The sequence below is a fragment of the Streptomyces sp. GQFP genome (assembly GCF_021545335.1).
Lineage (GTDB): Bacteria > Actinomycetota > Actinomycetes > Streptomycetales > Streptomycetaceae > Streptomyces.
Genome location: NZ_CP089312.1, coordinates 4,713,099 through 4,738,814 on the forward strand (window position 1 = coordinate 4,713,099; position 25,716 = coordinate 4,738,814).

Annotated in this window: 30 protein-coding genes; 19 read left to right on the plus strand and 11 right to left on the minus strand. The window is 70.3% G+C overall.

Features of this window, described 5'->3' with window-relative positions:
• The first annotated feature begins 67 nt into the window (after positions 1-67).
• The 4 genes from LUX31_RS20800 (at position 68) to LUX31_RS20815 (ending at position 3,435) form a co-directional block, all read left to right on the plus strand.
• Entirely contained in the window at positions 68-436 is a 369-nt protein-coding gene (locus tag LUX31_RS20800) for a BlaI/MecI/CopY family transcriptional regulator (RefSeq protein ID WP_235476327.1), read from the plus strand.
• Positions 433-1,344, plus strand: coding sequence for a M56 family metallopeptidase (locus tag LUX31_RS20805; RefSeq protein WP_235476329.1), 912 nt, complete (start codon positions 433-435; stop codon positions 1,342-1,344). The genes LUX31_RS20800 and LUX31_RS20805 overlap by 4 nt, the downstream gene beginning before the upstream one ends.
• Positions 1,345-1,506: 162 nt before the next feature.
• Positions 1,507-2,532 carry a C40 family peptidase gene (locus tag LUX31_RS20810; protein ID WP_235476331.1) on the plus strand — a complete coding sequence of 342 codons (1,026 nt, stop codon included), beginning with the start codon at positions 1,507-1,509 and terminating at the stop codon, positions 2,530-2,532.
• 177 nt (positions 2,533-2,709) lie between these two features.
• Complete coding sequence (locus tag LUX31_RS20815; protein WP_328285678.1) at positions 2,710-3,435, plus strand: F510_1955 family glycosylhydrolase; 726 nt, start codon at positions 2,710-2,712, stop codon at positions 3,433-3,435.
• Between the two features lie 22 nt (positions 3,436-3,457).
• Here the strand turns inward: LUX31_RS20815 and LUX31_RS20820 are convergent, their stop codons facing one another.
• Positions 3,458-3,718 carry a hypothetical protein gene (locus tag LUX31_RS20820; RefSeq protein ID WP_235476332.1) on the minus strand — a complete coding sequence of 87 codons (261 nt, stop codon included), beginning with the start codon at positions 3,716-3,718 and terminating at the stop codon, positions 3,458-3,460.
• A gap of 29 nt (positions 3,719-3,747) precedes the next feature.
• Positions 3,748-4,026 carry a hypothetical protein gene (locus LUX31_RS20825; protein ID WP_235476334.1) on the minus strand — a complete coding sequence of 93 codons (279 nt, stop codon included), beginning with the start codon at positions 4,024-4,026 and terminating at the stop codon, positions 3,748-3,750.
• Positions 4,027-4,231: 205 nt separating this feature from the next.
• Between LUX31_RS20825 and LUX31_RS20830 the strand changes: the two genes are divergently transcribed.
• Complete coding sequence (locus LUX31_RS20830; RefSeq protein ID WP_235476335.1) at positions 4,232-4,882, plus strand: TetR/AcrR family transcriptional regulator; 651 nt, start codon at positions 4,232-4,234, stop codon at positions 4,880-4,882.
• A gap of 210 nt (positions 4,883-5,092) precedes the next feature.
• On the opposite strand, the gene LUX31_RS20835 is transcribed toward LUX31_RS20830, so the two are convergent.
• Both LUX31_RS20835 and LUX31_RS20840 read right to left on the minus strand, forming a co-directional pair.
• Positions 5,093-5,767 (minus strand): DUF2218 domain-containing protein, encoded by a 675-nt coding sequence (locus LUX31_RS20835; protein WP_235476336.1) that lies wholly within the window; start codon positions 5,765-5,767, stop codon positions 5,093-5,095.
• Positions 5,768-5,794: 27 nt separating this feature from the next.
• The gene (locus LUX31_RS20840) at positions 5,795-6,424 is read right to left on the minus strand and encodes a class I SAM-dependent methyltransferase (RefSeq protein WP_235476337.1); all 630 of its coding nucleotides are present in this window, start codon (positions 6,422-6,424) and stop codon (positions 5,795-5,797) included.
• A 218-nt stretch (positions 6,425-6,642) separates the two neighbouring features.
• Between LUX31_RS20840 and LUX31_RS20845 the strand changes: the two genes are divergently transcribed.
• Positions 6,643-7,056: a hypothetical protein gene (locus LUX31_RS20845; protein WP_235476338.1), complete on the plus strand. Its 414-nt coding sequence runs from the start codon at positions 6,643-6,645 to the stop codon at positions 7,054-7,056.
• Positions 7,057-7,485: 429 nt separating this feature from the next.
• A complete protein-coding gene (locus LUX31_RS20850) occupies positions 7,486-8,043 on the plus strand; it encodes a hypothetical protein (RefSeq protein WP_235476339.1) in 558 nt (185 codons plus the stop codon).
• Positions 8,044-8,114: 71 nt separating this feature from the next.
• Here the strand turns inward: LUX31_RS20850 and LUX31_RS20855 are convergent, their stop codons facing one another.
• Together LUX31_RS20855 and LUX31_RS20860 are read right to left on the minus strand one after the other, a co-directional pair.
• Positions 8,115-9,755 (minus strand): multicopper oxidase family protein, encoded by a 1,641-nt coding sequence (locus LUX31_RS20855; RefSeq protein WP_235476340.1) that lies wholly within the window; start codon positions 9,753-9,755, stop codon positions 8,115-8,117.
• 75 nt (positions 9,756-9,830) lie between these two features.
• The gene (locus LUX31_RS20860) at positions 9,831-10,262 is read right to left on the minus strand and encodes a DUF6153 family protein (RefSeq protein WP_235476341.1); all 432 of its coding nucleotides are present in this window, start codon (positions 10,260-10,262) and stop codon (positions 9,831-9,833) included.
• A gap of 317 nt (positions 10,263-10,579) precedes the next feature.
• Here LUX31_RS20860 and LUX31_RS20865 point away from each other — a divergent pair, with 317 nt between their 5' ends.
• Positions 10,580-11,467: a DUF5134 domain-containing protein gene (locus tag LUX31_RS20865; RefSeq protein ID WP_235476342.1), complete on the plus strand. Its 888-nt coding sequence runs from the start codon at positions 10,580-10,582 to the stop codon at positions 11,465-11,467.
• On the plus strand, positions 11,464-11,586 hold the full coding sequence (locus LUX31_RS37490; RefSeq protein WP_268828172.1) for a hypothetical protein: 123 nt from the start codon (positions 11,464-11,466) through the stop codon (positions 11,584-11,586). The genes LUX31_RS20865 and LUX31_RS37490 overlap by 4 nt, the downstream gene beginning before the upstream one ends.
• Positions 11,587-11,858: 272 nt before the next feature.
• Here LUX31_RS37490 and LUX31_RS20870 read toward each other — a convergent pair whose 3' ends face one another.
• The 5 genes from LUX31_RS20870 to LUX31_RS20890 all read right to left on the minus strand — a co-directional run bounded on the left by LUX31_RS20870 (position 11,859) and on the right by LUX31_RS20890 (position 15,228).
• Positions 11,859-12,140 (minus strand): metal-sensitive transcriptional regulator, encoded by a 282-nt coding sequence (locus tag LUX31_RS20870; RefSeq protein WP_099502196.1) that lies wholly within the window; start codon positions 12,138-12,140, stop codon positions 11,859-11,861.
• A 112-nt stretch (positions 12,141-12,252) separates the two neighbouring features.
• Entirely contained in the window at positions 12,253-12,414 is a 162-nt protein-coding gene (locus LUX31_RS20875) for a hypothetical protein (protein ID WP_235476343.1), read from the minus strand.
• 47 nt (positions 12,415-12,461) lie between these two features.
• Entirely contained in the window at positions 12,462-14,822 is a 2,361-nt protein-coding gene (locus tag LUX31_RS20880) for a heavy metal translocating P-type ATPase (protein WP_268828173.1), read from the minus strand.
• Positions 14,819-15,013: a hypothetical protein gene (locus LUX31_RS20885; RefSeq protein ID WP_235476345.1), complete on the minus strand. Its 195-nt coding sequence runs from the start codon at positions 15,011-15,013 to the stop codon at positions 14,819-14,821. Before LUX31_RS20885 ends, LUX31_RS20880 begins: the two co-directional genes overlap by 4 nt.
• Positions 15,010-15,228: a heavy-metal-associated domain-containing protein gene (locus tag LUX31_RS20890; protein ID WP_235476347.1), complete on the minus strand. Its 219-nt coding sequence runs from the start codon at positions 15,226-15,228 to the stop codon at positions 15,010-15,012. The genes LUX31_RS20885 and LUX31_RS20890 overlap by 4 nt, the downstream gene beginning before the upstream one ends.
• A gap of 292 nt (positions 15,229-15,520) precedes the next feature.
• On the opposite strand from LUX31_RS20890, the gene LUX31_RS20895 reads away from it, so the two are divergent.
• The 10 genes from LUX31_RS20895 (at position 15,521) to LUX31_RS20940 (ending at position 25,045) form a co-directional block, all read left to right on the plus strand.
• A complete protein-coding gene (locus tag LUX31_RS20895; protein ID WP_235476356.1) occupies positions 15,521-16,012 on the plus strand; it encodes a glycine-rich domain-containing protein in 492 nt (163 codons plus the stop codon).
• Between the two features lie 80 nt (positions 16,013-16,092).
• Positions 16,093-16,611, plus strand: coding sequence for a DUF4396 domain-containing protein (locus LUX31_RS20900; RefSeq protein ID WP_235476357.1), 519 nt, complete (start codon positions 16,093-16,095; stop codon positions 16,609-16,611).
• A 175-nt stretch (positions 16,612-16,786) separates the two neighbouring features.
• Positions 16,787-17,143, plus strand: a complete 357-nt coding sequence (locus LUX31_RS20905) for an NADH-quinone oxidoreductase subunit A (protein WP_235476358.1) — start codon at positions 16,787-16,789, stop codon at positions 17,141-17,143.
• Positions 17,134-18,459 carry a hypothetical protein gene (locus LUX31_RS20910; protein ID WP_235476359.1) on the plus strand — a complete coding sequence of 442 codons (1,326 nt, stop codon included), beginning with the start codon at positions 17,134-17,136 and terminating at the stop codon, positions 18,457-18,459. Before LUX31_RS20905 ends, LUX31_RS20910 begins: the two co-directional genes overlap by 10 nt.
• Complete coding sequence (locus LUX31_RS20915) at positions 18,452-19,396, plus strand: NADH-quinone oxidoreductase subunit H (RefSeq protein ID WP_235476360.1); 945 nt, start codon at positions 18,452-18,454, stop codon at positions 19,394-19,396. The genes LUX31_RS20910 and LUX31_RS20915 overlap by 8 nt, the downstream gene beginning before the upstream one ends.
• A gap of 32 nt (positions 19,397-19,428) precedes the next feature.
• Positions 19,429-19,980 carry an NADH-quinone oxidoreductase subunit J gene (locus LUX31_RS20920; protein ID WP_235476362.1) on the plus strand — a complete coding sequence of 184 codons (552 nt, stop codon included), beginning with the start codon at positions 19,429-19,431 and terminating at the stop codon, positions 19,978-19,980.
• The gene (gene nuoK / locus LUX31_RS20925; RefSeq protein WP_235476364.1) at positions 19,977-20,282 is read left to right on the plus strand and encodes an NADH-quinone oxidoreductase subunit NuoK; all 306 of its coding nucleotides are present in this window, start codon (positions 19,977-19,979) and stop codon (positions 20,280-20,282) included. The genes LUX31_RS20920 and nuoK overlap by 4 nt, the downstream gene beginning before the upstream one ends.
• Positions 20,279-22,126 carry an NADH-quinone oxidoreductase subunit 5 family protein gene (locus LUX31_RS20930; RefSeq protein ID WP_235476365.1) on the plus strand — a complete coding sequence of 616 codons (1,848 nt, stop codon included), beginning with the start codon at positions 20,279-20,281 and terminating at the stop codon, positions 22,124-22,126. Before nuoK ends, LUX31_RS20930 begins: the two co-directional genes overlap by 4 nt.
• Positions 22,127-22,130: 4 nt before the next feature.
• Positions 22,131-23,636 (plus strand): complex I subunit 4 family protein, encoded by a 1,506-nt coding sequence (locus LUX31_RS20935; protein ID WP_235476374.1) that lies wholly within the window; start codon positions 22,131-22,133, stop codon positions 23,634-23,636.
• Entirely contained in the window at positions 23,633-25,045 is a 1,413-nt protein-coding gene (locus LUX31_RS20940) for an NADH-quinone oxidoreductase subunit N (RefSeq protein ID WP_235476375.1), read from the plus strand. Before LUX31_RS20935 ends, LUX31_RS20940 begins: the two co-directional genes overlap by 4 nt.
• Positions 25,046-25,716: the final 671 nt, after the last annotated feature.

The following is a 25,716-nucleotide window of genomic DNA, read 5'->3' on the forward strand; positions in this document are numbered from 1 at the left end:
AGACCAGCCGTCTACTATGGATCTGCGTATTCGCTTGCGCATTCGGTGGCGAAAGGGAGTCAGGTCCATGCGACGGCTGGGGGAGCTTGAGGCGGAGATCATGGATCGCCTCTGGACGTGGAACCGTCCGGCCACGGTGCGTGAGGTCGTCGACGACATCAACAAGACCCGCCCCGTCGCGTACACGACGGTGATGACCGTCACCAACATCCTGTACACCAAGGGCTGGCTGCTGCGCGGCAAGCAGGGGCGGGCCTGGCTGTACACGCCGGTCCGCAGCCGCGAGGCGTATGCCGCCGCGCTCATGGAGGTCGGCCTGGGAGCCAGCAAGGACCGTCCGGCCGCGCTGGTCCACTTCGTCGAGCGCATGTCCGAGGAAGAGGTGGCCGCCCTGCGCAGGGCCCTGCGGAACGTCGGACGACAGGCGAAGTCGTGAACGCGGCCCCAGTCCTGGCCGGTTACACGGTCGCGGTGGGTTTCGTCGCTCCGCAGCTGATGCTGCGCAGCAGCTGGCCGTACCGGGCTCCGGCCCTGGCGGCGGCGGTGTGGCACGCACTTGCGGTCTCGTTCTCGATCGGGGCGGCGCTCTTCGCGTACAACCTCGCCATGCCTACCGAGCACCTGCACGTCGGCCTGGTCGGCCTGCTGCACTCCTGCGGGCTCGATGTCGGTGCGGGCAGGCCCGACCCCGACACGGCGGACCGGCTGGCTGTCGGCGTGCCCGCCGCCGTCGGGATCGCTCTGGCGGCCGGCTTCGTCTTCCACGTCGTCCGGGCCCGGCGGGCGCGCACGCGGCACCGCGAGGCCCTCGACCTGGTGGGCCGCCACTCAACCCGCCTGTGCGCCACCGTCCTGCCGTATGACATCCCCGCCGCGTACTGCCTGCCCGGCCGTCACCCCCGGATCGTGATCAGTGATGCCACCGTGCGTCAGCTCACACCGGATCAGCTCGGCGCCGTACTGGCGCACGAGCAGGCGCACATCGCGGGCCGCCATCACCTGGTCCTGGCCGCCGTGGAGACCTTCCACTCGGTGTTCCGCCGGCTCCCGCTCGCCCGCCACGCCCGGGAGCAGACGGCGCTGCTGCTGGAGATGATCGCGGACGACCGTGCCCTGCGCCGTCACTCCGACGAGGTGCTGGCCACAGCGATGTACGAGATGGCGGCGACCCGTGCCCCCAAGGGCGCGTTCGCCGCGGGTGGCCACACCGTCCTCATCCGCGTGAAGCGAGTTCTCGGTCCGCGCAAGGCGCCCCATCCGGCCCTGTGGGGTTGCGTCGCCGCCGTGGCCATGGCGATTCCGTTGTTGCCGCTGCTGGTTGCCTGCCCGCCCGCGCTCGGCTGACCGGTTTCGCGTGAGACACCTGCGACTCGGACTCGCTTGCGATACAAACTACTAAGCTACTAAGTTTTATCTTGCTTGACGGGTCGGCGCACTGTGCGCCGGTACGACGGCCGCCACAGCCCGTCGCCTGGTACACAGACCGCGCAGAGGAGTCACCCCACGATGGGAACCCACCGTCGGCCGAAGCCACCCAGCCGTGCCCGGATAGCCGCCCTCGGCATGGCCGCCGGCGCCGTCAGCCTCCTGCCGACGCAGAGCCAGGCGGCCCCCAAGCCGACGGTGGACGAGGTGCGCAAGCAGGTGGAGCAGCTCTACGAGGAGGCCGAGGCTCCCACGGAGGAGTTCAACGCCGTCAGCGAGAAGCAGGAGAAGCTGCAGCGCGAGGTGGACGGCGCGCGGGACCGGCTGGCCCGCAAGCAGCAGGAGGTCAACGAACTGCGGGAGAAGATAGGCCCGTTGGCCGCAGCGCAGTACCGCAGCGGCGGCATCGACCCGAGTGTGCAGCTGTTCCTGTCCGGCGACCCGGACAACTACCTCGACCAGGCCGAGATGCTCGACCGTACGAGCAGCCGGCAGGCCGGCGCCCTGCGGGCGATGCAGGCCAAGCAGCGCGAACTCACCCAGGAGCGGGAGGACGCCCAGAAGCGTCTGAAGTCCCTCGATGAGACGCGCGCCAAGGCCGCCGCGAAGAAGGACGAGGTCCAGAGCAAGCTCACGGAGGCCCGCAAGCTCCTGAACAGTCTGACCGCCGAGCAGCGCGCCAGGATGGAGGCCGCGCAGGAGCGCGACGACGCCTCCGCGGGCGCCAGCGACTCCTCCGCCTCCTACGACGGCCCCGCCAGCGGTCGCGCCAAGACCGCCATCGAGTTCGCGTACGCCCAGCTCGGCAAGCCGTACGAGTGGGGTTCGACCGGCCCCAACTCCTACGACTGCTCAGGACTCGTGGGAGCGGCCTGGCGCTCGGCGGGCGTCTCCCTGCCCCGTACCGTCCAGCAGATGTACGACGCCGGCCGGAAGGTGTCCAAGTCGGACCTTCAGCCGGGCGACATCATCTACTGGTACAACGACACCCAGCACAATGGCATGTACGTCGGCGACGGCAAGGCCATCCACGCGCCGCGCACCGGCAAGAACATCGAGATCGTCCCCTTGGACTCCATACCGTTCTTCGCCGCGTCCCGGCCCTGAGCACCAACACCCGTATCTCGCAAGGAATTTCAGTGACCGCACGCCCGGCCGTCCGTAAGCTGCTCGCCGTCGTGGGCGCCTCGATCGCCTCCCTGCTGGCCCTCTCCGCGTGCGGCGGCGGCTCTGCGGGCACGAACACGGCGGTAGATACTTCGGACTCGTCGGGACTGCTCTCCCGTGCACGGTCTGGGCGTCGATCCCGCCGACGGACGCGTGTACGTCGCCACCCACACCGGCGTCTACACCGTGACCAAGGGCGGGAAGCCGAAGCTCGTCGGCGACGGCGAAGACGACTTCATGGGCTTCACCGTGACCGGCGAGAACACGTTCATCGCCAGCGGGCACGGCGCCGAGGGCAGCGACCGTCCGGGGAACGTCGGCCTCATCGAGACCAAGGACGCGGGCCGCTCATGGACGTCCCGGTCACTTTCCGGGGAGGCCGACTTCCATTCACTGGACTCGGCCGAGGGGACCGTCTACGGATACGAGGCCGGCCGGGTCCGGGTCAGCAGCGACCTCAAGAGCTGGGACGACCGGGCCACGCTCGACGCACTCGACCTCGCGGTGAGCCCGGCCGGGGACAAGCTGCTGGCCACCACGGCCGACGGCGTCGTTGCCAGCACCGACGGCGGGCACACCTTCGGCAAGGGTGCTGAGCCGGTCCAAGCATTCCTGTCCTGGCCCGCGGAAAAGTCCCTGTTCGGCATCGACCCGTCCGGGATGCTGAGCAGCAGCGCGGATGGCGGCAAGACGTGGAAGCAGCTCGCAACCGTGCCGGGCGGACAGCCCCAGGCCCTGACCGCGGTCGACGCCGAGCACGTTCTCGCCGCGACACAGACCGCCGTGTACGAATCCCTCGACGGCGGAAAGACCTTCACCGAGCTCGCGCTCCTCGCCTCGTGAAAAGCTCCAGCCCTCGCGGCCGTTACCGACGGACACCCAGACCGGCCGCCTGGTCACCCCGGGCCGCCGAACGCTCCCCCACTCGCGACTCCTGCTGCTTGCGCCATCCGTAGCGGGTCAGCCCTCTCGGCTTGAACACCGAGAGCGCCACGGCCACGAGCAGCACCAGCAGAGCAGCGGCGGCATCGGCCAGTAGTTGGACCCTCATCCCGAAGTGATCACCACTGGACAGACCGGCCTCGGCCGCGGCGTCGGCGACCTGGGCGATCACATGCATGTGCACGAGCAGCAGGACGGTGGCGACGATGTTGATCAGCAGTTTGAACAGGACCCAGTAGTGCCGGAACAGCCCCCACGCGGTCCCCAGCGCCTGGCGAGCCCGGTGAGCAGAGAGACGAGGCTTGACGGGACCAGGACGAGCCAGCCGGTCAGCTCCATGGCGAGATAGGCGCCGCGCACGGTCTGGGCGCTCTGACTGGTCAGACCCGCGACGGCGAGGGCGAGGAAGACGGCGACGGCACCGAGCCAGCCGACCGACGAGGTGACGTGCGCGGTGAGCGCGATCTTGCGGAGGCGAGGGTGCATGGTCATCGCGATCAGTGGTTGCCCATGCCGCCGCCGAGCGCGTGCATGACCACGAACGCCACGAGGAGGGCGGCGGCGGAAGGCGAGTCGGCCATGTATGTGTCCCTCACTGGGCGTCGTTGGCATGTGGTCTCGGCTCGCATTTTACGAGACACGATGTCTACGAAGACAAGCAGGGTGTACCGACACCGCCGCCACGTACACTGAGCCGGTGCCGAAGCTGTGGAACGAGACGATCGAGGCGCACCGCCGTGCGGTGCGCGACGCGATTCTGAACACCACCGCGGAGCTGGCCACCGAACACGGGATACGGTCCGTGACGATGTCGCAGATCGCCGAGCAGGCCGGCATCGGGCGGGCAACGCTGTACAAGTACTTCCCGGACGTCGAGGCGATCCTGCTCGCCTGGCACGACCGCCAGATCACCGAGCACCTGGGACTCCTGTCGGAGGTCCGGGACCAGACCGATGGAGCCGCCGCACAACTCGAGGCGGTCCTGAGGGCGTTCGCCCATATCTCACGTGAGTCCAGCGGCCATCACGGCACCGAACTCGCGGTGTTCCTGCATCGGGACGAGCGGGTCGTACGAGCCCAGCAGCAGCTCCACGGCATGGTTCAGGACCTGCTGGCCGAGGGCGTACAGAGCGGTGACTTCCGCGGCGACGTGACACCCGACGAACTCGCGACGTACTGCCTCCACTCCCTCACAGCCGCTGCCGCCCTGCCTTCCGAAGCGGCGGCGGACCGGCTCGTCACGGTCACCCTGTCCGGGCTCCGTGACGCGCACGTCGCGCCGGACGGCCAGCAGGCGACGAGTCCTCGCGGGCACCACGGCCATCGCGCACGGCACTCCGGTCACTGAGTTCCGACTACTCTTCTCGCAGCTCCGTACCTCAAGTGCATTCACGTCGGGGTCACTTGAGGTCGCGACTGAGTCGGGTGGCGACGTGCAGCCAGTGCTCCAGGGGACCGCGGCGGAACCACCGTGTCCAGGCGGACTGTGAACTCCGCGCAGCCGCACACGCCGCCGCCTTCTGCGACGGTCACTGCTGAGCCCTGGCGGGTACGGGCATCACGTCTTCGGCCTCTGCCGTCCGAGCACCCTTTCCCTATCCCTACGCCTGTGGCGGTGGCCGTGACGGGCGGCGAGGCCACCTAGCCCGATGGCCTTCAAAACGACGAGCAGCAGGACGACGGCCCCGGCTCCCCAGCCCCACCATTGCGCAGCCGCCAGCATGGTTCCCCCCAGCGCGAGATGCCCGACTACAAGCAGTGCCGCGATTCCGCCGACTGTCCTGAGGGGCCAGCGCCGTGCGGTGCCGGCTACCTGCCGTGTCGCCTGCTGCGGATGCGAGCCGTCGGTCTCGGCGGCTTCGGCGCGCTGAACTCCGCTTGCCTCGGATCGTTGCCAGGACACGCTGAGGTGGTCGCGCCTGCCGATCTTTTCGAGGCGCGCGGCGATGAGGTCCTGCATGCGTTGCAGGTCATCCTCGTTGGCGGCCTCGATGCGCACTACCAGCGCCTCGGGCGTGGCCCGCAAAGCCCACTGGCCCAAGCTCAGGCGGACGGTCCCCCGGGTTTCGGACCATTCGACATCGTGCATCTCGGGGGGCCTGTGCGTGGCGCCGCCGCCGTGAGCGCGTGGCCGGTAGTGGGGGCGCTGCCCCATCTGCTGGGCGTGGCGGCAGAGTTGGTCAAGGTAGCGGCTCGCGCGTTCGGTCTCGACGCGGGCCTCGGCGGTCAGCATGGCGTTCCCTTCGGGCTGCTCACCGGGTCAGACCCGGGTGAGGGCGACGAGCCAGGCCCGGATGCCGTCCGGGTCGGTGGTGATGTCGATCGTGCTGGGTTCGATGGAGTCGATACGCCATCCGTCGGCGAACGAGGCTTCGATCGCGTCCCGCCCGAGCTTGTGCACACGGCCCCACTCGCCGGGCTGCCGGTCGCTGAAGCACAGCATGAAGTAGCGGCCGCCCTGCCGCGTCGCGGCCCGCAGGCTGTCGACGTAGGCGGCGCGGTCTTCGGCGTCGAATATGTGGAAGAGCCCGCAGTCGAGCACCGTGTCGAAGGATTCCTCCAGGTCAGCCAGCTCCAGAGCGTCCCACAGGAGGAACCTCGCCGCGCGGCCCTGCCCACGCGCCTTCTCCTCGGCGGCGCCCAAGGCCCGGGCGGCGAGGTCGACGCCCGTGGCGTCCAGACCGAGGCCGGCGCACATGAGCACGTGCTCGCCGGTCCCGCAGCCGACGTCCAGCACCCGGCCCTGGATGACGCCCGCCTCGGCGAGAGCGAGAAACGCCGGTTGCGGTCGGCCTATGTCCCAGGGCGGCGGACTGGCATACAGGTCGTCGGGCTCTGGCGGCTCGGCGGAACCGCGGTGCGGGTGGGGGTAACGGAGTGAGCCGGCCATGCCGGTGTCCTTCCCGTCGCGTCTGGCGTCCGGGTCGTCGTCCGGATCCTCGTGACGACTCCCAGCTTTATCGAGACACTATGTCTATGTCAATGCACAGTGTATTTAGACCGGCGTCACGTCCACATCGATGGGTTCGAAGCCAGGGGGCGCGTCGGAGCCGAGCCCATCGTGCGAGCGACGGCACACGCCTCTGCCGGACTGGCTATGATCGCGCCGTGCTCACGGAACGGACGGCCGCAGCCCAGACGCGAGCCCGCACGCGGGCTCCGCGGCCGAGCCGTCTTCTGTGGCTCTCGACGCTGCTGCTCGGCCTGCTGTTCTCCCATGGCCTGCACGGAGAAAGCGCCGCCGGGCACCTCGATGCGGGCGTCACCGCGTCGCTGCCCGTGGCCGAACCGGAGTCCTCCGCCGGCCACGATCACGGCCACCAGGAGGACGGCGAATCCGCGACGGCCGCACACAATTGCGCGCCGAGCCAGCCGAGTGAGGCACTCGACGTGCCCCCGCCCAGCACGTCGCCGCTCGAAGTGACCGACCCCTGCCACCTGTTGCCACGCTCCGGCATCCACGCCGTCGAGGCGGACCCGGACACGAGGTCACCCAGCGCACCCTCCGTTTTGCGCATCTAGGCAGACCGAGCTCATCTCACTGTCGGGCCGCTTCCTGCTCGCGCCTGCCCCAGGACCGTGAAGGGCTTCGTACGCCCTGAACCGGCAAGCCAGCCACGCACCGCGCCTCGGCCTCCGCCGAACGCCCGGCATTGCACCCTTGCCCTGCCCCGCCCGCTGCCCCCTCCTCCTCGACTCCGAGCCGTTGAAAGGCCCTGTCTTGTCCGTTATCACCGACCACCCCACCCCCTCCGTACCCCCGCAGCCGCACCCCGGAGGCGGCCGAGCGGCGGCCCGCCGCGCCCGCCGCCGACGCGCCCGCAGGCCCGCACCCCTCGCGGGCCGCTACGTCGGATACGTGCTGTACTTCGTCGGCGCGGGCCTCATCAGCGGCGCCGTGGTGCACCACCCACTGGACCGGCCCGGTACACGAAGATCGCCGTCATCGGGGTGCAGGTCTTCCTGGCCGCGACGGTGGTCAACGAGTTCCTGCTCGTCGCCGACCGGCCCGCACTACGACGCGCGGTCCTCATCGTCGCGGCTTCACTGATGCTCTCGTTCGGCATCGGCATGCTCAGCGGGGGGCCTGCAGCACTTCGAGGACTTCCCGGACCGGGGCGCCGTACTGGTCCCCCTGGGATAGCGGTCTCCTTCATCGCCTTCGTGCTCAAGGACGCGGAGTCGTCCTGGCACCGCATCTTCGGGTCCCTGGGTCTGGCAGTGCTCCTCACGGCCGCCGTCAGCTTCTTCGGCCTGCGGGCTGTGGCGGACGGACTGGGCGAACCTTCCGGCGAGAGCGGGCACAGCCACGGCGGCGGCACGGAGGAGGAAACGGACAAGCACAGCACCGAGGAGCCCTCCACGCCCGCTTCCGAGTCCCCGGCACCGGAATCCAGTGCGGCGGCCGAGGAGGAATCCGGTCAGACGGAGGACGGCCACAGCAGGCGGGAAGAGCCGACGGTATCCGCCCTTGAACCTGCTCCCCGTGAGGGGGACATCTCGCCGTAACCTCTTGTACGCCGCGTCCGGACGCACCCACCGCCAGCCGGTGGGCCCGCCCGGACGGCGCGAGGAGAACGTCAGGCCCGGTAGGCCACGTTCGCCATCATCCCGGCCTCGCCGTGGTAGGCGTTGTGGCAGTGCAGCATCCACTGGCCCGGGTTGTCGGCGTCGAAGAAGACGGACAGCTTCTTCTTGGGCAGCACGATCGACGTGTCCTTGCGCGGCCCGGAGTCGCCCAGTTGGTACGTGTGCCCGTGCAGGTGCATCGGGTGCCACATGTCGGTGTCGTTGACGAAGTCGAGCCGGACGCGCTGGCCCTCCTCGACGAGGATCGGGTGCGCCTCGGGGTCGTTCATGTCGAACGGGGTGCCGTTGATGGCCCAGTCGTACTTGTCCATGCCTCCGGTCAGCTTGATCTGGTGCGTGATGTCGGTCTTGGCGGACTTCAGCCGTACGTCGTCGGCGGCACGCAGCTGGGACGCGCTCATGATCATGCCGTTGAGTTCTTTCGGGCGGACGGTTGCCTTCGGCGCGCTCCCCGAGCCGGTGCGGACGAGGGCGAGACCGTTCGCGTTCTTGCCCTCGGCCAGCGTGACGAGCGGGAAGACCCCGTCGCCGAGGGTGACGAGGACGTCGTACCGCTCGCCCATGCCGACCAGCAGGGCGTCCACTTCCTGGTGCCGGACCGGGAAACCGTCGGTGTGCGTGACGGTCAGCCTGTGGTCGCCGAGGGCGACCCGGTAGGCGGTGTCCCCGCCCGCGTTGATGATCCGCAGGCGCACCTTCTTGCCGGGCTTTCCGGTGTAGACGTCCGGGTCGGCCGCCACCCGGCCGTTGATCAGGTGGTACGGGTACTTCACGTCACCGGCGTCGCCGCCGAGCAGGTCGCTTTCGGCGCTCATAAGCATGAACTTCGTCGACATGTCGCCGGACGAGGAGGCGGAGGCCGAGGGGGACGCGGAGTCGCCCATGTCCATCCCTCCCATGTCCCCCATGTCCCCCATGTCGTGGCCCTCCATGCCGCTGGAGCTCGGGCTCGGGCTCGCGCTCTCCCCCATGTCCATGCCTCCCATGCCCTGCTTGAGCTCGGCGAAGACCTCGTCGGGGGTGCCGGTGACGCCGTCGACCCAGTCGTCGAGGAGGACGACCCATTCGTCGTCGTAGGCGAGGGTCTCCTTAGGGTCCTCGACGATCAGCGGCGCGTACAGGCCGCGGTCGAGCTGGACGCCGACGTGCGGGTGGAAGAAGTACGTGCCCGGCGCGTCGGCGACGAACTCGTAGGTGAACGTGGAGCCGGTCCGGACGGCGGTCTGGGTGGCGGGCGGTACGCCGTCCATGTCGTTGCGCAGCGCGATGCCGTGCCAGTGGATCGACGTGGCCGTCCTGTCCGGGAGCTGGTTGGACAGCTCGGCGACCAGGGTGTCGCCGACGGACAGGCGGACCTCCTTGCCGGGGGCGCGGCCGTCGAACGCCCAGGTCCTGGGCATGACACCGCCGCCCAGGTCGATCATGGCGGGCGCCGCGGTCAGGGTGAGCTTCTGGCGGCGTCCGGTGCCCTTGCGCTTCTTCTCGGCGGCGGCGGCGACCGCCGAGCCGGAAGGGTTCACCAGTGCGTTGCTGCCGCCAGAGCCGGAGCCGCTGCTGCACGCGGCGAGCGCGCCCGCCCCGGCGGCTCCCAGTCCGGCGAGAAGGACGGAGCGTCGGTTGATGCTGTTCATGGGGTGGTGTCCTCTGTTTCGAAACTGCCGATGCGGTCGCGGAGGGACGGCACATCGCGCGCCGTCGGGCGCGGCCTAAATGCGCAGTTGCGAGAGGACGGACAGATCGGGCGGGGCTCGGCCGACCGTGGCGCCGGGTGTACGTCCGGCCACGGCCTGGCCCGGGTTCGCCAGCGGGTCGAACGCGGCCTGGGCGGGAACGGCGAGCTGCACGGAGTCGATGCTCGCCGCGGCGCAGTGCTGCATACCGGGCGCGGCACACGCGCCGTTGTCGTCGGCGCCGTGGGAGGAGTCGTCCGAGACCGCCGGTGCCGTCTCGTCCGGCATCACGTGAGCGGCATGGGCCATGCCCGGCATGGCGGCGTGGGCTGCGCTCGGCACGGACGGGAGGCCCATCGCGGACGTCTCGTGGTGAACGAGCACGGCCAGCGCGACGCACAGGGTGAGGAACACCCCGTACGCCCAGCGGGCGGCTGCGCCACCGCTGCGAGCTGACCGAATCGACATGCGCTCCACCTGTGCTGTGCTCGTTTGCTGTGCTGGTTGCTTCTCGAATGCTGTGCTCGTTGCTTCTCGAACCCGCATCTTACCCCCAGGGGGTACCCGAACGGTACCCCCTAGGGGTACCCGCACGGCTCGATCGGGGCCGAGCCCGTTGTAGCGCCCCGCCGCGAAATCTCACCGGCCCCTGAACGCTCCCCAACCTCAACACGTACTAAGGGCACTAGCAGTTGACAGCCCAGGAGACGCCCACGAGTGCTCTGTGCGACGAGGTCGCGTCGGCATCGCGGTCCGGCCGCGCTCAGACGATCGGGAAGGTGAAGATGGGGACCATGGAGCTCAGTTGGGCCGTCGCGGTGGTCGCCGCTCTGGTGGCCGCCGTCAGTGCGGTCCGCGTGGTGACCACCGGCGGTGCGGCCCGGCTCGCGGCCGGAGGTGACCTGTTGATGGGCCTGTGCATGGTCGCCATGGCCCTGCCGGCGACGGTCGCCTGGTACGCGGGCTACGGCATGTGGTGGTCGGGAGCGTTCGCCCTCCTCTCTCTCGTGGGCGTGGCGATGGCGGTCAAGCACACGCGCGAGGGCGGATGGAAGCACGGCCGTCACTGGGTGCATCTCATCGTCGGCAGCGCCGGCATGGTGATCATGACGCTCGCGATGACGAGTACGTCGTCCGGCCCGGTGCTCGCCCTGGGGCATTCCTCCATGGCGCACATGCCGGGCATGGAGAACACGGCGAGCACCGCAAGCACCGCAAGCACGGCGCACAGCCACGAGATGGCCGGCATGGAATCCACGGAGGGGATGGACTCCGCGCACGGAATGGACATGCACGGTGTGACGCAGGCCGCGGCCGACACCGGCGCTTCCGCCGGGTCCGCCTCCGTGTGGCGGCTCCTGATCGTGGCGCTCGCCGTGTACTTCGTACTGTCGATCGGGGCGTCCGTGTGGGCCAGGGCCCGGCGCACACGCAAGGGCGGCCGGGGCACTGGGGCTCGGTTCAGTTGGGGTCGTTGGCTGCTCGCCATGCCGGACACGGTGTTCGTCTTCCTGGCATCCCTGACGACCTCGGTGTGGGACAGGGCCCGTACAGAACAGCGGGCAGGCCATGGGCGGCGCCGCAAACTCGGAGCCGCGCCGGATGCGGCGCTGGCGGCCCACATCGGCATGGGCGGGACCATGTCCGCGATGCTGCTGATGATGGCCGTGTGAGGCCGGCCGGCACGGGACGGCCCGGCCACGTGGCCGCCGTCCGCCAGACGATGCTCGACGGGCTCACGCCCGCGCGGCAGAAGGCCCTCGGCGAGGCCGTGCGGATCACTGGCGCCTGAGCGGTTGCGCTCGGTGATGACGCGCAGCGGCAGCAGCGGGGCCTTGACGCCGCCCCGCTCGTCACCGCCGGTGGGCTGCTCAGAACCCTTCCGGGCATGGTTGAGGAACAGAAGTCGGCCGCTGCGGCCAGGGCGGAAGTATTGGAGGCCGGCGAGGCATCAAGCCTTCCGGGCGTGCGGGTGTCGAGCGGGAAGCGATTCGGTGTGTGATCCGGCGTGTTCGGCTTGTCGGGGCCTTGTTGGGGCCTGTTTCCGGATGGCGGTCGGCCGGCTCAGGAGCGCACGAGGCGGGCGATGGCGTTGGACGCCTCCTTGAGCTTCAGTTCCTTCTCTTCGCCGCCCTGTTCCACGGCGTCGCTCACGCACGTGGCCATGTGCTCGTCGAGCATCTGGAGCGCGAAGGACTGGAGGGCCCGGGTGGTCGCCGACACCTGGGTGAGGATGTCGATGCAGTAGGTGTCCTCCTCGACCAGCCGTTGCAGACCGCGTACCTGGCCCTCGATGCGGCGCAAGCGCAGGAGTACGTCGTCTTTGTGCTTCTTCTGGCCGGCCATGGTTCGGTGTCCCCTCGTCCTTTGAAGATTGTTGGGAGCCATCCCCTCGGCAAGGATACCCCCACCCAGTACATACGGGGTGGGGGTATCCCAGGGCGGTGTCAGTGCGGTTTCAGCGCGGTGCACAGCCCGGTGTCCCGCACCGGGCGGGGTTCGCCGCGGACGCGCTCGGCTGCTGGAGTCGGGTGGCGGCCGCCTGGAGCAGGCTCACGGCGATGACGCGTACGACCGGGTTGGTCGCTGTGCGCCGGAGGAGGTTCAGTGTCTGGTGCATGGCCGGGTCCTCTCGCCCTTTCACGCGATGGGCTCCGTCGACGGGGGTCAGGCCGCGGCGCCGGTGGTGGCGCGCCGGTCCGGGACGGCCGGTGACGGTTGCGGAGTGTCGTCGCGGTTCTCCGCCAGTGCGCGGAAGCCGCGCAGCCGCAGGCTGTTGGCGACCACGAAGACCGAGGAGAAGGCCATCGCGAGACCCGCGAGCATGGGGTTGAGCATCCCGGCCGCGGCCAGGGGTATGGCGGCCACGTTGTAGGCGAAGGCCCAGAACAGGTTGCCCTTGATAGTGGTCAGGGTGCGGCGGGCGAGGCGGATGGCGTCCGCCGCGACCCGCAGGTCTCCCCGGACCAGCGTGAGGTCGCTGGCCTCGATGGCCACGTCGGTGCCGGTGCCCATGGCCAGGCCCAGGTCGGCCTGGGCCAGGGCGGCGGCGTCGTTGACCCCGTCGCCGACCATGGCGACCTTCTGGCCCTCGCTCTGCAGCCGGCGCACCGTGTCCGCCTTGTCGGCGGGCATCACCTCGGCGATCACGTCGTCGGCGCTGATGCCGACCTGGGCGGCGACCGTGCGGGCCGCCGTGGCGTTGTCACCGGTCAGCAGGATCGGGCGCAGTCCGAGGTCGCGGAACTGGCGGATCGCCGTGGCGCTGGTGGGCTTGATGGTGTCGGAGACCACCAGGACGCCGCGGGCCTCGCCGTCCCAGGCCACCGCCACCGCGGTGCGGCCTTCGCGTTCCGCGTCGGTCATCACCCTTTCCAGGTCCTCGGGGAGGGGGATGGCCCACTCGTTCAGCAGCCGGGGCCGGCCCACGATGATCGCGTGGCCTTCCACGACGCCCTGGACGCCCAGGCCCTCGATGTTGGCGAAGTCGGCGACATCGGGCAGGTCCTCGCCGGTGTCCCGTACCGCGCCGATGGCGATGGCCTGTGCGATCGGGTGCTCGGAGGCGGCCTCGACCGCGCCGGCCAGCCGCAGCAGTTCGAGCCGGTCACCTCCGGCGACGGGGGCGGCCAGGGCCAGGCCCATCTTGCCGGTGGTCACCGTGCCGGTCTTGTCCAGCACGATGGTGTCGATCCGCCGGGTGGACTCCAGTACCTGGGGGCCCTTGATCAGGATGCCGAGCTGCGCTCCGCGACCGGTGCCGACCATGAGGGCGGTCGGGGTGGCAAGCCCCAGGGCGCAGGGGCAGGCGACGATCAGCACGGCCACCGCGGCGGTGAACGCCTCGGCCCAGTTGCCGTTCGCGCCCAGCCAGAACCCGAGGGTGCCCAGGGCGAGAGCGATCACGATCGGTACGAAGATCCCGGAGATCTGGTCCGCGAGGCGCTGGACCTGGGCCTTGCCGTTCTGGGCGTCCTCGACCAGCCGGGCCATCTGGGCGAGCTGGGTGTCGGAGCCGACCCGGGTGGCCCGCACCAGCAGGCGGCCGCCGGCGTTGACGGTCGCGCCGATGACCTCGTCACCGGGGGCGACCTCCACGGGGACGGACTCGCCGGTGAGCATGCTCGCGTCGACGGCCGAGGTGCCGTCGGTGATGACGCCGTCGGTGGCGATCTTCTCGCCGGGGCGCACCACGAAGACGTCGCCCACGGCGAGCCGGCTGGTCGGGATGCGCTCCTCGCGGCCGCCGCGCAGTACGACGACGTCCTTGGCGCCCATTTCCAGCAGGGCCTTGAGCGCGGCACCCGCCTGGCGCTTGGAGCGGGCCTCGAAGTAGCGCCCCGCCAGGATGAAGGTGGTGACGCCCGCGGCGGCTTCCAGGTAGATGTTCCCGGCCCCGTCCGAGCGGGAGATGGTCAGCTCGAAGGGGTGGGTCATCCCCGGCGTGCCGGCGGTGCCGAGGAAGAGGGCGTACAGGGACCAGAAGAACGCCGCCAGTGTGCCCACCGAGATCAGCGTGTCCATGGTGGCCGCGCCGTGCCGCAGGTTGGTCCAGGCGGCCTTGTGGAACGGCCAGGCGCCCCACACCACGACCGGGGCGGCCAGCGTCAGCGACGCCCACTGCCAGTACTCGAACTGTGCGGCGGGCACCATCGCCATGATGATGACGGGGACGGACAGCAGCGCGGAGATCAGCAGCCGGTCCCGCAGCGAACGCGTGTGGTCCACCTCGGCCGGAGCGGGGGCGTCGGTCCCGGCGCCCTCGTCACGCGGCGGCGCGGGCAGTTGCGCGGTGTACCCGACCTTCTCGACCTCCGCCACCAGGTCGCCCGGCACGTAGGAGCCGGGGTAGTGGACCTTCGCCTTCTCCGTGGCGTAGTTGACGGTGGCGGTGACGCCCTCCAGCTTGTTCAGCCGCTTCTCGATGCGGGCCGCGCACGAGGCGCAGGTCATCCCGCCGATGGCGAGCTCGACGACGTCGAGCTCCCCGTCACTGGCGGCCTTGAGATCATTCCCGGTGCCGCTCACGATGCCTCCCATCCGGTGATGACCGCGTTCGGAACCGAGATGCCCATGTCCATGTCGTGGTCGATGGGCATCTCGTCGCCTCCCGAGTCGCCGTCCCCGATCGGCCCCGCGAGCCGGCCGATCCCGAACGCTCCCAGGAACGCGACGGCGAGCGCCGCCGCGTAGAGCCCCAGCTTGGCGGCCGTACTCACTTGTCCTCCCGTGCGGTGAGCTCGTAACCGGCCTCGTCGACGGCCGCCGAGACCACGGCGTAGTCCAGGCGCTGTTCGCTGGTCACGGTCACCCGGCCCGTGGCGAGGTCCACCTCGACCTCCTTCACGCCGTCGATGCCGCCGACCTCGGAACTGACCGAACCGACGCAGTGGCCGCAGGTCATGCCCTTCACGGTGTAGACGTCCTGAAGCATGGCCGTTCTCCCTTGATCTCGTGATGCGCTGACTGATGGATGTGGGGCCGCTGTGAGCGGTCCACCCAGAACAATATATACCCCTAGGGGGTATGGAGCCGACATGGGTGCACCGATGTGAGCCGCCTCTCACCCGACCCCCTCGACACACGTGACCGCTCCGGCGCACAGCAGCCCTTACCCATACCCCCCATCGGTATGTTACGTTGCCCAGGATACCCATGGGGGGTGTCTGAAGCGAAGCGCTCGCCGCCGCTTCCGACGCCCGGAACCGAAGGGAAACCGGAAACCCGTGACCAACCTGGCAACCATCTCCGACGCTCACGTCCGCTCCGACCAGCGCCACTTGGTCGACGACGAGCTGTGGGACCGCCTCGTGAACCGCGTCGTCCAGGACGAGGCGATGGAACGGCCGCTCGCCGAGCGGATCGTCAACGAGACGTTGCGATTCCTGCGGCTCGCCGCCGAGCACCCCGCCGGGGGCTTCTCTCCGTCACCGCTGGTCGACATCGGCTGGCACACGTTCATCCTCTACACCCGGGAGTACGCGGCCTTCTGCGACCGGATCGCCGCACGCTTCATCCACCACTCCCCCAAGGACGGCGCAGCCACGGCCGGGGCCTCCGGGAGCATCGCCGACACCGCTCAGGCGCTTCGCAGCCTGGACGGCGCCATCGACGAGGACCTGTGGGCCGGCGCGGCGGACCTGTCCGCCAACTGCAACAGCGGCGACGGCAAGTGCTGCAGTTCCCCGGACGGCGACTCGACGACGACCGGGAACTGACGGAAACAGACGTACCGACCGGCTTCGCCGCGTCAGGCCGCGAAGCCGGTCCCCACTCGACGAAACCCGGGATGGCGATCATGGACCACACCGCACATCACAACACCGCTCACGACCATGCCGCGCACCGGGCGGCCGGCGGTCGTGGTGAACACATGCACGGCGGCGCGTCCTGGGAGACCGCGGCGAAAGCGACGCTGCACTGCCTGACCGGGTGCGCGATCGGCGAGATCCTCGGAATGGTCATCGGCACCGCCTTGCTGTGGGGCAACGTGCCCACCATGGTCCTGGCGATCGCCCTCGCGTTCGTCTTCGGTTACTCCTTCACCCTGTTCGCGGTCCGCCGGGCGGGCCTGGACTTCAGGACCGCCATCAAAGTGGCGCTGGCCGCGGACACCGTCTCGATCGCGGTGATGGAGCTCGTCGACAACGGCATCATCGCCCTGGTCCCCAACGCGATGGACGCCCACCTGTCCGACACCCTGTTCTGGACGTCGCTGCTGGGCGGGTTCGTCATCGCCTTCCTGCTCACCACCCCGGTCAACAAGTGGATGATCGGCCGCGGCAAGGGCCACGCCGTCGTCCACGCCTACCACTGACCACCTTCCTCGTGGGCGACCTGCCCAGGAGTCAGCAGCCAGGGAACGTTCAGCAGGAGGCTTCCGCCTGGCGGCATTCCGGCGACCTCGTGTCGTACGTTCCGTACTACGCGGCCGACTGACATGCTGCCCGGCGTGGTAACCCTGTGACGGCGAGCACCGGGAAGGGGACCGCATGCAGACATCGGACTGGCAACCGGTCCTGGCCCTCCTCGTGCTGGTCGTCGCAGCCGTCGTCCTGCTCCATGCCCTGGCCATCGCGGTGAGGGCGGTCCGCGAGCCACTGCACACCGGACCGTTCAGCGGAGGGCTCGAACCGCAGGAGCATCCCCTCTCACGGTTCCACGTCCGCTGGTATCCCGTCACGATGGTCTTCCTCGCCTTCGACATGGAGATGCTGTTCATGTATCCGTGGACGAAGGTCGTCTCGGCCGTCGGCACGAGTGCGGTCGTCGAGATGTTCCTCTTCCTGGGCATCCTGCTGGCGGGCGTCGGATACGCCTGGCGGGAGGGGGCCTTCCGGTGGAACTGAGGCGTCGGCTCACGCGAACGGCCATGGCCCGGCCGGGGGTTCTGCTGGCGGTGTGTCCCGGTGCCACGCGAGAACGGCTCGCCGTCGAGGCGGAGTTGGCGCAGCGCGGGTGGCGTTGCGTGGCCGTTCCCGCGGAGGCGGATCTGCTGGTGATCGTGGGCGATCGCGACGCCGAGGAGAGTGACTGGGTCGCGAATCTGTGGCGGGCCATGCCGGCCCCCAAGTCCCGGGTACTGCTCACCAACACCGACCAGGTCACCGAGACCCTCGATCGAGGGCTCGCCGAACTCCGGCGCGGAGAACCGGCGCGTACGGTCGGCGCCCCGGACGGTGGTCAGCGAAGGAGGGACGGGTCCGCCGGAGGACCGGACCAGAGCGGGCACACAGATCATCACGATGCGCACGGTGGACACGAGTCGCACGACGGGCACGACGGGCACGACGGGCACGACGGGCACGCCGGGCACGCCGGGCACCAGATGGACGGCGGTCATCACGGTCACGCCGGACACGACATGGGCGGCGTCGTGGACGGGTTGCCCATGGCCGATCGCGCCGATGACAGGGACGGGCTGAGGCTCGACCGGTTGCACGTACCGCTCGGCCCCTGCCTCCCCGCCTGGCCCGCCGGACTGATCCTGCGACTGACCCTCCAGGGCGACGTCGTCCAGCAGGCCGGCGTCGAGCCGCTGGTCCCCGCCTCCCCGCGTCCGCCCTTCTGGAACGAGCCGTGGCTCCGCGCCGTCGCGGGCGAGCGCGTGACACGCGGCGATGCGGCACGACGGTTGTGTGCGGCGCATCTGGACAGCCTGGGCCGGTTCTTCGCCGTGGCGGGGTGGGCCGACATGGCCGACCGCGCCCGGCACGTACGGGACCGCGCGCTGGCCGGAGCGGACACCGCCGAACTCTCCACTCTCGTACGTCCCTTGATCCGCAGGGCCGAGCGGTCCCGCACCCTGCGGTGGCTGACCGCCGGGCTGGGTCCGCTGCCCGCCGAGCACGCGCGGCATCTCGGGGTCACCGGCCCGGCCCTGGGCGCCGACGGGGACGCGTACAGCCGGATGCTCGTGTGGCTGGACGCGGTCGGGCGGAGTGCGGCCGCCTGTGACGGCGGCGGCCTTCTGGACGGGGCGGAAGCCGTCGGGCCTCGCGGGGAGCTCGACGGACCGGTGCCTCCGTCGCGGGCGTTGCTGGATGCCCTGCCCGGCCTGCTGGAGGGCGCCGAGTTCGCGTGTGCGCGGATCATCGTCGCGAGCCTGGACCCGGACCTCGACGAGCTCGCGCACGTTCCGGCGGCAGGGGCGGCCCATGACTGAACGCACCCCTCTGTGGGCCGTCCTCGTTCTGCCCGCTCTCCTGGTGGCGGTGGCCGTGGTCGTGGCCGGCCTCGACGCCGTGCTCTCGGCCGGCGTGCGCAACGGACGACCGGCATCCGTGCGTGAGCTGGCCGTCCGCGCGACGGGGCCCGGCCGTGAGGTACTGCGGCACCTCGTGCAACAGCCGCGGCGGACACGTGCGTCCGACGTACCGTTGGCCCGGATCGGAGCGGCTCTCCTTCCTGTCGCCGCCGTCCTGGCCGCCGTAGTGCTGCCGCTCGGGTTCCGGTCGGTGTCCGATCTGCCGGACGGAATCGTCTGGTTCAACGCGATGGAGGCGCTGGCCTGGGCGGCGGTGTGGCTGGCGGGCTGGGGCCCGAACTCGACGCTGTCGCTCATCGGCGGGTACCGGTTCCTGGCACAGGGGCTGGCGTACGAGCTGCCGCACATGCTCGCGATCACGACGGCCGCGCTGGGGGCGGAGTCGCTGCGCGTGGGCGAAGTCGTCGACGCCCAGGCCGGGTTGTGGTTCGCGGTGTGGATGCCTGCGGCCTTCGGGATCTATCTGCTCAGCGCGATGGCGATGGCGTTCTGGGGTCCGTTCGATCAACCAGTCGGACACGACGCCGCCGGTGGCGCGGCCTCCGAACTGTCCGGTGCGGACCGGGTGCTGTTCCTCGGCGGCCGGTGGCTGCTGCTGGTCGTGGCGGCGGCGTTCAGCGTGCCGCTGTTCCTGGGCGGCGGACACGGCCCGTTGCTGCCCGGCTGGGCGTGGACCGTACTCAAGACAGCGGCCGTCCTGGCCTTCCTGCTCTGGGCCCGGCGCCGGGTGCCGACCCTGCGCATGGACCGCTATCTGGAGCTGGCCTGGGTCGTGCTGACCCCGCTGGCCATCGCACAGGCCCTGGTCGTGGCCGTCGTAGTACTGAACCGGTGAATCCGATGACGGGAGCGAGGTGTCGTACGTAAATGGATGTCGCGGTGTTCTGGGTGCTGGCCGTCCTCGCGGTCGTCAGCGGCGTGATGGTGTTCCGCTTCGACTCCATGGCCCGGGCCACGTTCTCGCTGCTCACCTCGCTGCTGTGCGTGGGCGGCCTCGTGGGGCTGGACTACCTGGGCATCGTCATCGTGCTGATGATGACGATCGAGATGGCCATCATGGCCGTCTTCATGGTGATGTACATGATGAACCCGGCCGGGCTCATGCCGATGACGATGATGCACAACAAGAAGGGCGCGGCCGTCGTCTGCGGCCTCGTCTTCGTGCTCCTGGCCGCCGGGATCCTGTTCGCGCCCTGGCCCGCGCGTAAGGGCAAGGCGCCCGCCGACCCGACCATGGACCTCGGCATGTCCCTCATGGGCCCGCAGATGCTCACCATGATGACGCTGGGCATGGCGCTGTTCGCGACGATCCTTGCCACCGTCGTACTGGCGACCCGTCGGGGACGGTACGACCGGCTCGGCGACGATCTGCGGGCGCGGCGCGCGGACGATCCGGTACGAGGCGGTGTCGGCCGGTGAGTCTGGAGCTGTTCCTGCTGCTGGCCGCCGCGCTGTTCTGCGTCGGGCTGTTCGGGGCGCTCACCCAGCAGTCGATCGTGATGCTGATGATGGGCCTCGAACTGATGCTGGGCGGGGTGATCCTCGCCGCAGCGGCCGTCTGGCACTACATCGCGCCGGCTGCTGCTGACGGGCAGGTGCTGATCGTCCTCGCGGTCACGGCGATGGCGCTGGAGATGGCGGTCGGGTTCGCCGTGGTCACCGCACTGTTCCGGTCGCGGGAGGTCGACATGACCGACATGGCGGCGGAGTTGAAGGAGTGAGCGCCCTGTTGTGGGTGCTGGTCACCCTGCCGCTCGGCGTCGGAGCGCTGCTTCTGGTGGCGGGTCGGCGGGCGGATCGTATGGCGGCGGGCATCGCGCTCGCGGTGACGGCCGCAGCGCTGGGACTCGCCGTCGCCGCCGCCTTCCGCCATCCCTCCGTGTCGGCGCCCTTCCTCGACGGTCTGCCCGTGGAGTTGGCGGTGGACGGTCTGTCGGGCGTGCTGGTCGTCACGGTCACCGGGGTCACCCTGGCCGTACTCCTGTTCAGCGCCGCCGAGTTCGGCGCGGACGAGGCGCGGGCGCGTTTCTTCGGGCTGATGCTGCTGTTCGCCGGGAGCATGCTGGCCACGGTGACCGCCGCGACCCTCCCGGTCCTGCTCATGGGCTGGGAGGTCATGGGCGCCACGTCATGGGCGCTGATCGGCTACTGGTGGCGCGATCCGGAGCGTACGAGCGCTGCCGACACCGCGTTCCTCACGACCCGCACCGCCGACCTCGGTCTGTACATGGCAGCAGGTGCCGCCCTCGCGAGCGGCCGGGACACGACACTCTCGCTCGACGGGCTGGCGCGCGCCGACGACCCGTGGCTGTCCTTCGTCACCGCCGGCATCATCGCCGCCGCCCTGGGCAAGTCCGCCCAACTCCCCTTCAGCTTCTGGCTGTCGAAGGCCATGCAGGGGCCGAGCCCGGTCTCCGCGCTGCTGCACTCGGCCACGATGGTCATCGCCGGGGCATATCTGCTGCTGCGGACCGGCCCGCTGCTGGACGCGTCCGGCTGGGGCGACGACCTGGTCGCGTGGACGGGCGCCGCCACCGCGCTCTGCCTCGGACTGGTCGCGGTCGCGCAGACCGACCTCAAGCAACTGCTCGCCGCGTCGAGTTGTGCGCAGATCGGCTTCATGGTGCTCGCGGCGGGAGTCGGGTCCACGGCCGGCGGCACGCTGCAGCTCATCGCCCACGCGGCGGCCAAGAGCCTGCTCTTCCTCGCCGCGGGCGCCTGGCTGACCGCCCTGGGCACCCAGCGGCTGCCCGAACTGCTCGGCGCCGCGCGTCACCACCGTACGGTCGGTGTGGCCTTCACCGTGGCCGCGTTCTCCCTGGCAGGCCTGCCGCCGCTGTCGCTGTGGGCCGCCAAGGACGTCCTGCTCGCGGACGCCTTGGAGAGCAATCCGTGGCTGTACGCCGCCGGGCTGGCCGCCGCTCTGCTGTCGGCGGTCTACAGCGCCAAAGCTCTGTGGTTCGTCTGGCGGCCCGCCGTGCCACGGCCCGACGCCCGCCGTGTCCCGGGCGATGCGGTGGCCCCCCTGGTCCTGCTGGCACTGGCGTGCGTCGCGCTGACTCCGCTGGCCTTCCCTCCGCTGCGCGACAGTGTCGGGCGGGTTCTCGCGTACGACGGCCAATCCTCGCCACACGTCTGGGAGTTCGTCCTCTCGGGGGGCCTTGCCCTGCTGGCGAGCGCGGTGACGTGGGCCTGGGGGACGCGTCCGCTGCCCCTGCCCGGGCGGGCGAAGGCGGGCTTCGCGGACTGGCTGTTCCTCGAACGTGCCGCCCATGCCCTGCTGGTGGCCCCCGTGATGCGGCTCGCCCGTGCCGCCGCCACGTTCGACGACCAGGTCCTGGACCGGGCTGTCGACGGTTCGGCCACGGTCACCCTGCGGATCGCCCGCTGGACGGACGGCGTCGTGGAGCGTGCCTTCGACGGCACGGTGACCGCCGTGGCCGCCGGGACCCGCGCGCTCGGAAGCCTGGCCCGCCGCCCGCAGACCGGGCAGCTGCACCAGTACCTCGCCCAGGCCGTCGCCGCCTTCACCGTCCTCGCCGTCGTGCTCGTCCTCGTGAGGTGACCCCTTGCTGACCGCCCTCGTCTTCGCGCCCACGGCCGTCGCTCTGCTGCTGTTCGCCCTCCCCCGCCGTACGGCACCGGCGGTGTTCCGCGCCGTGTGGGTGGCCGTGTCCGCCGTCGAACTCGCTCTGGTCATCGCGATGTGGGCCGGGTACGAAACCGACGGCGGCATGCAGTACGAGGAACACGCCCGCTGGATCCCCAGTGCGGGCGTCGGCTACCACATCGGCGTGGACGGACTGTCGCTGCCGTTGCTCGCCCTCACCTGCCTGCTGTTCCTCGCCTGCGCGCTGTACTCCCTGCGCGAGAACCGCCGCATCCGCGAGTTCGCCGCGCTGTTCCTCTTCCTGGAGACCACCTGCCTGGGCCTGTTCGCGGCCCTCGACCTGATCCTGTTCTTCGTCTTCTTCGACCTGTCCATCGTGGCGATGTACTTCGTCATCGCCGGCTGGGGCCACCGGCAGGCAGCCCGCGCCGCCCTGAAGTTCTTCCTCTACACCTTCATCGGCTCACTCGCCCTGCTGCTCGGCTTCATCGGCCTGTACCTCGCCGCGACCCCGCACACCTTCGACATGGTCGAGCTGACGCGGCAGAACCCGCTCGCCGGACGCTCCGTCTACGGCGCGCTCGTGCTGCTCGCCGTGGTGGTCGGCCTGGCGGTGAAGACCCCGACGGTGCCGTTCCACACGTGGCTGCCGCCGGCCCACGTCGAGGCGCCCGCCGCCGGTTCGGCCATCCTCGCCGGTGTACTGCTGAAGATGGGCACGTACGGGTTCGTCCGCATCGCCATGCCGATGCTGCCGGAGGCATGGCGCCGTTACGCCCTCGTCCTGGTCGTCGTCGGCGTCGTCTCCGTCCTCCACGGCGCCCTGGTCGCCCTCGCGCAGACCGACTTCAAACGGATGATCGCCTACACGTCCGTGAACCACATGGGCTACGTCGTGCTGGCGGTCGGTGCCGCCGCGGCGACGGCCGACAGTTCCGAACAGGCCCGCTCGCTGGCCGTCACCGGTGCGGTCACGCAGATGGTCAGCCACGGGCTGCTCACCGGCGCGCTGTTCCTGCTCGCCGGCGTCCTGTACGAGCGCGGGCGGACGTACGACATGGGCGCCTACTCCGGACTCGCCGCCACGGCCCCGGCCTTCGCCGCCCTGACGGGCGTGGCGGCCTTCGCCTCGCTCGGCCTGCCCGGCTTCTCCGGGTTCATCGCCGAGTTCCAGATCTTCACCGGAAGCCTCGGACCGCGGCCTGTGGCCACGGCGCTCTCGGTGACCGGCATCCTCCTCACGGCCGGGCTCTTCCTGCGCGCGCTCCGGCAGGTGTTCACGGGCCCGCTGCGCCTGCCCGACGCCCCGGGCACGCCCCGCGCGTTCCCCGACCTCCGCGCGCACGAGAGCCTCGCCGTCGTACCGCTCCTCGTCCTGGCCGTGGTCCTCGGCGTGGCACCACGCTTCCTGCTCGACGTCATCGAGCCGGCCTCCCGCTCCGTCCTGGAGCTGCTGGCCCGATGACCGAGATGAACGAGAACCCCCTCGACCTGCTGCCCGAGGTGCTGCTGGCCGCCTCGGCGGTCCTGGGCCTGCTGCTCGGCTCCTGGCTGCCACGCGCCCGGCAGTGGGCGGTGGGCCTGCTGGCCGTCCTCGCCTGCGTGGCAGGGATCGTCGCCGCGTCGGTGGCCGCCACCGAGCCCGCCATCACAGCATTCGGCGACGCCTTCGCCATCGACCCGATCACGAGCACATCCCGGATCGTGGTCCTGGGCGGCACACTCCTCGTCCTCGCCCTCACCTTCGGCCCCCTGCGCGGGGACCCCCGGGAGAGCGAGTTCTACGTCCTGCTGCAACTGGCCGCCCTCGGCGCCCTGATGATGGCCGGAGCACAGGACCTGCTCCTGCTCGCCGCCGCATACCTGCTGGCCAGCATCCCCGCCTACACCCTCGCCGGATTCCGCAAGGACGGCCCCGGCACCGAGGCCGCCCTGAAGTACTACGTGATCGGCGCCCTGCTCGGCGTACTCCTGCTGACCGGCATCACCATCCTGTTCGCGGCCGGGCGAGCCACCGGCTACCCGGTGCTCGGGGACGCCTTCCGCGACGCTCCCAAGGCGCTGCTGGCCACCGGGGCGACCGGGCTCCTGGCGGGCGTGCTGTTCAAGGCCGGCGGCGTGCCGGCGCACTTCTGGGTTCCCGACGCCGTGCAGGGCAGCAGCCCACCGGTGGCGGCCCTCCTCACGACGGTTCCGAAGATCGGGGCACTCGCCGCACTGTTCCGGCTCGGCGAGGCGGTCTTCGCGGACAGCACGCTGCCATGGCCCGCACTCATCTCCGTCCTCGCAGCCGCGTCGATGACGCTCGGCAATCTCGGCGCGTTCTTCCAGCAGGACGTCAAGCGGCTGCTCGCGTACTCGACGATCAGCCAAGTGGGATACCTGCTCATGCCGGTGGCCGTCGCCGGACGCTCGGACCTCGCCCAGCAGGCACTGCTGTACTACCTCGCGGCGTACACGGTCACCAACCTCGGCGCGTTCGCCGTCGTCTGCGCCCTCCCCCGGGCGCAGACACTGGACTCCTATCGCGGACTGGCCAAGGAGCGTCCACTGCTCGCCGCGAGCCTGGTCATCTGCCTCCTGGGCCTCGTCGGTACGCCGCCCACCGCCGTCTTCCTCGGCAAACTCGAAGCGTTCAGCGCCGCCTTCGACGGCGGCTACGCCTGGCTCGCGGCCCTGGCCGCCGCGAACACCGTGGCCTCGCTCTTCTACTACCTGCGCTGGATCGTGCCCGCGGTCTCCGGTAGCGGCGCACCCTTGCCGGTCGACGGGGACGGGGACCGGACGGCACGCGTCGTCGCGTACGCCGCCACGGCTGTCTCAATCGGACTCGGCCTGGCGGGTGGACCCGTCTTGGACGCTCTTGCGCCTTGACGGGGTGATCACCCGTCGGCCGTTTCCAGGAAGTCGAGTGGGGTGGGCCCCGTCTGCCCGTCTGCCTAGGGAACGAACTCCGGCCCGTCGCTTTCGGATCCGGGCGCCTGGCGCCTTGTGCTGTGCGCTCTCCGCCGGAGTCGCCTTGTGAGTGATCGGCAGATGTGACGCCGCCAGCGGCCGACGGCATCCAACGCGGCCTCGCCGGATGAAGATCCACGGAGACATTCCGCCGGTCTCCGACAGGCACTCGCGCCCGTCGTGGTGCGTGAGACATTCGAGCACCTGCGGGTCGCGGTCGACGACGCTCGCGGTGATCTCCCGGAGCAGATCCGGTCGATCTGCGAGCTCCTGAGCCTCTGGAGAGGGCGAGGTGAGCTGCACAGCGGTGTCATCCACTGCTTGGGCAGCAGCTCTCTGTTGATCCGGGGTGGCCCGTCGGAAGAAGTGCGCGACCTTCAGGCGCATCGTCTCGGCGCCCGACGTGGTGATGCGCCCCAGCAGAACCTACCGGGCACCACTGCCACTCCGAGGGGACAATCGGCATACACAGACTCCAACACCGCCACGCGATCGATCGAGCGCCACCGGCCCCTGACCAGGCTGAAAACTGGGCATTTTGGTCTCGGTCGAGGTGATTGGGTGAAACCTTGGTGACCAGTGATCAGGTT

What these genes read in the sequence shown, in the direction of transcription:
- LUX31_RS20800 (WP_235476327.1), top strand. Translation starts at nt 68, where the DNA reads ATGCGACGGCTGGGGGAGCTTGAGGCGGAGATCATGGATCGCCTCTGG.
- LUX31_RS20810 (WP_235476331.1), top strand. Translation starts at nt 1,507, where the DNA reads ATGGGAACCCACCGTCGGCCGAAGCCACCCAGCCGTGCCCGGATAGCC.
- LUX31_RS20825 (WP_235476334.1), bottom strand. Translation starts at nt 4,026, where the DNA reads ATGACCATGCACCCTCGCCTCCGCAAGATCGCGCTCACCGCGCACGTC.
- LUX31_RS20835 (WP_235476336.1), bottom strand. Translation starts at nt 5,767, where the DNA reads ATGCTGACCGCCGAGGCCCGCGTCGAGACCGAACGCGCGAGCCGCTAC.
- LUX31_RS20840 (WP_235476337.1), bottom strand. Translation starts at nt 6,424, where the DNA reads ATGGCCGGCTCACTCCGTTACCCCCACCCGCACCGCGGTTCCGCCGAG.
- LUX31_RS20855 (WP_235476340.1), bottom strand. Translation starts at nt 9,755, where the DNA reads ATGAACAGCATCAACCGACGCTCCGTCCTTCTCGCCGGACTGGGAGCC.
- LUX31_RS20860 (WP_235476341.1), bottom strand. Translation starts at nt 10,262, where the DNA reads ATGTCGATTCGGTCAGCTCGCAGCGGTGGCGCAGCCGCCCGCTGGGCG.
- LUX31_RS20865 (WP_235476342.1), top strand. Translation starts at nt 10,580, where the DNA reads ATGGGGACCATGGAGCTCAGTTGGGCCGTCGCGGTGGTCGCCGCTCTG.
- LUX31_RS20870 (WP_099502196.1), bottom strand. Translation starts at nt 12,140, where the DNA reads ATGGCCGGCCAGAAGAAGCACAAAGACGACGTACTCCTGCGCTTGCGC.
- LUX31_RS20875 (WP_235476343.1), bottom strand. Translation starts at nt 12,414, where the DNA reads ATGCACCAGACACTGAACCTCCTCCGGCGCACAGCGACCAACCCGGTC.
- LUX31_RS20890 (WP_235476347.1), bottom strand. Translation starts at nt 15,228, where the DNA reads ATGCTTCAGGACGTCTACACCGTGAAGGGCATGACCTGCGGCCACTGC.
- LUX31_RS20900 (WP_235476357.1), top strand. Translation starts at nt 16,093, where the DNA reads ATGGACCACACCGCACATCACAACACCGCTCACGACCATGCCGCGCAC.
- LUX31_RS20905 (WP_235476358.1), top strand. Translation starts at nt 16,787, where the DNA reads ATGCAGACATCGGACTGGCAACCGGTCCTGGCCCTCCTCGTGCTGGTC.
- LUX31_RS20915 (WP_235476360.1), top strand. Translation starts at nt 18,452, where the DNA reads ATGACTGAACGCACCCCTCTGTGGGCCGTCCTCGTTCTGCCCGCTCTC.
- LUX31_RS20920 (WP_235476362.1), top strand. Translation starts at nt 19,429, where the DNA reads ATGGATGTCGCGGTGTTCTGGGTGCTGGCCGTCCTCGCGGTCGTCAGC.
- LUX31_RS20940 (WP_235476375.1), top strand. Translation starts at nt 23,633, where the DNA reads ATGACCGAGATGAACGAGAACCCCCTCGACCTGCTGCCCGAGGTGCTG.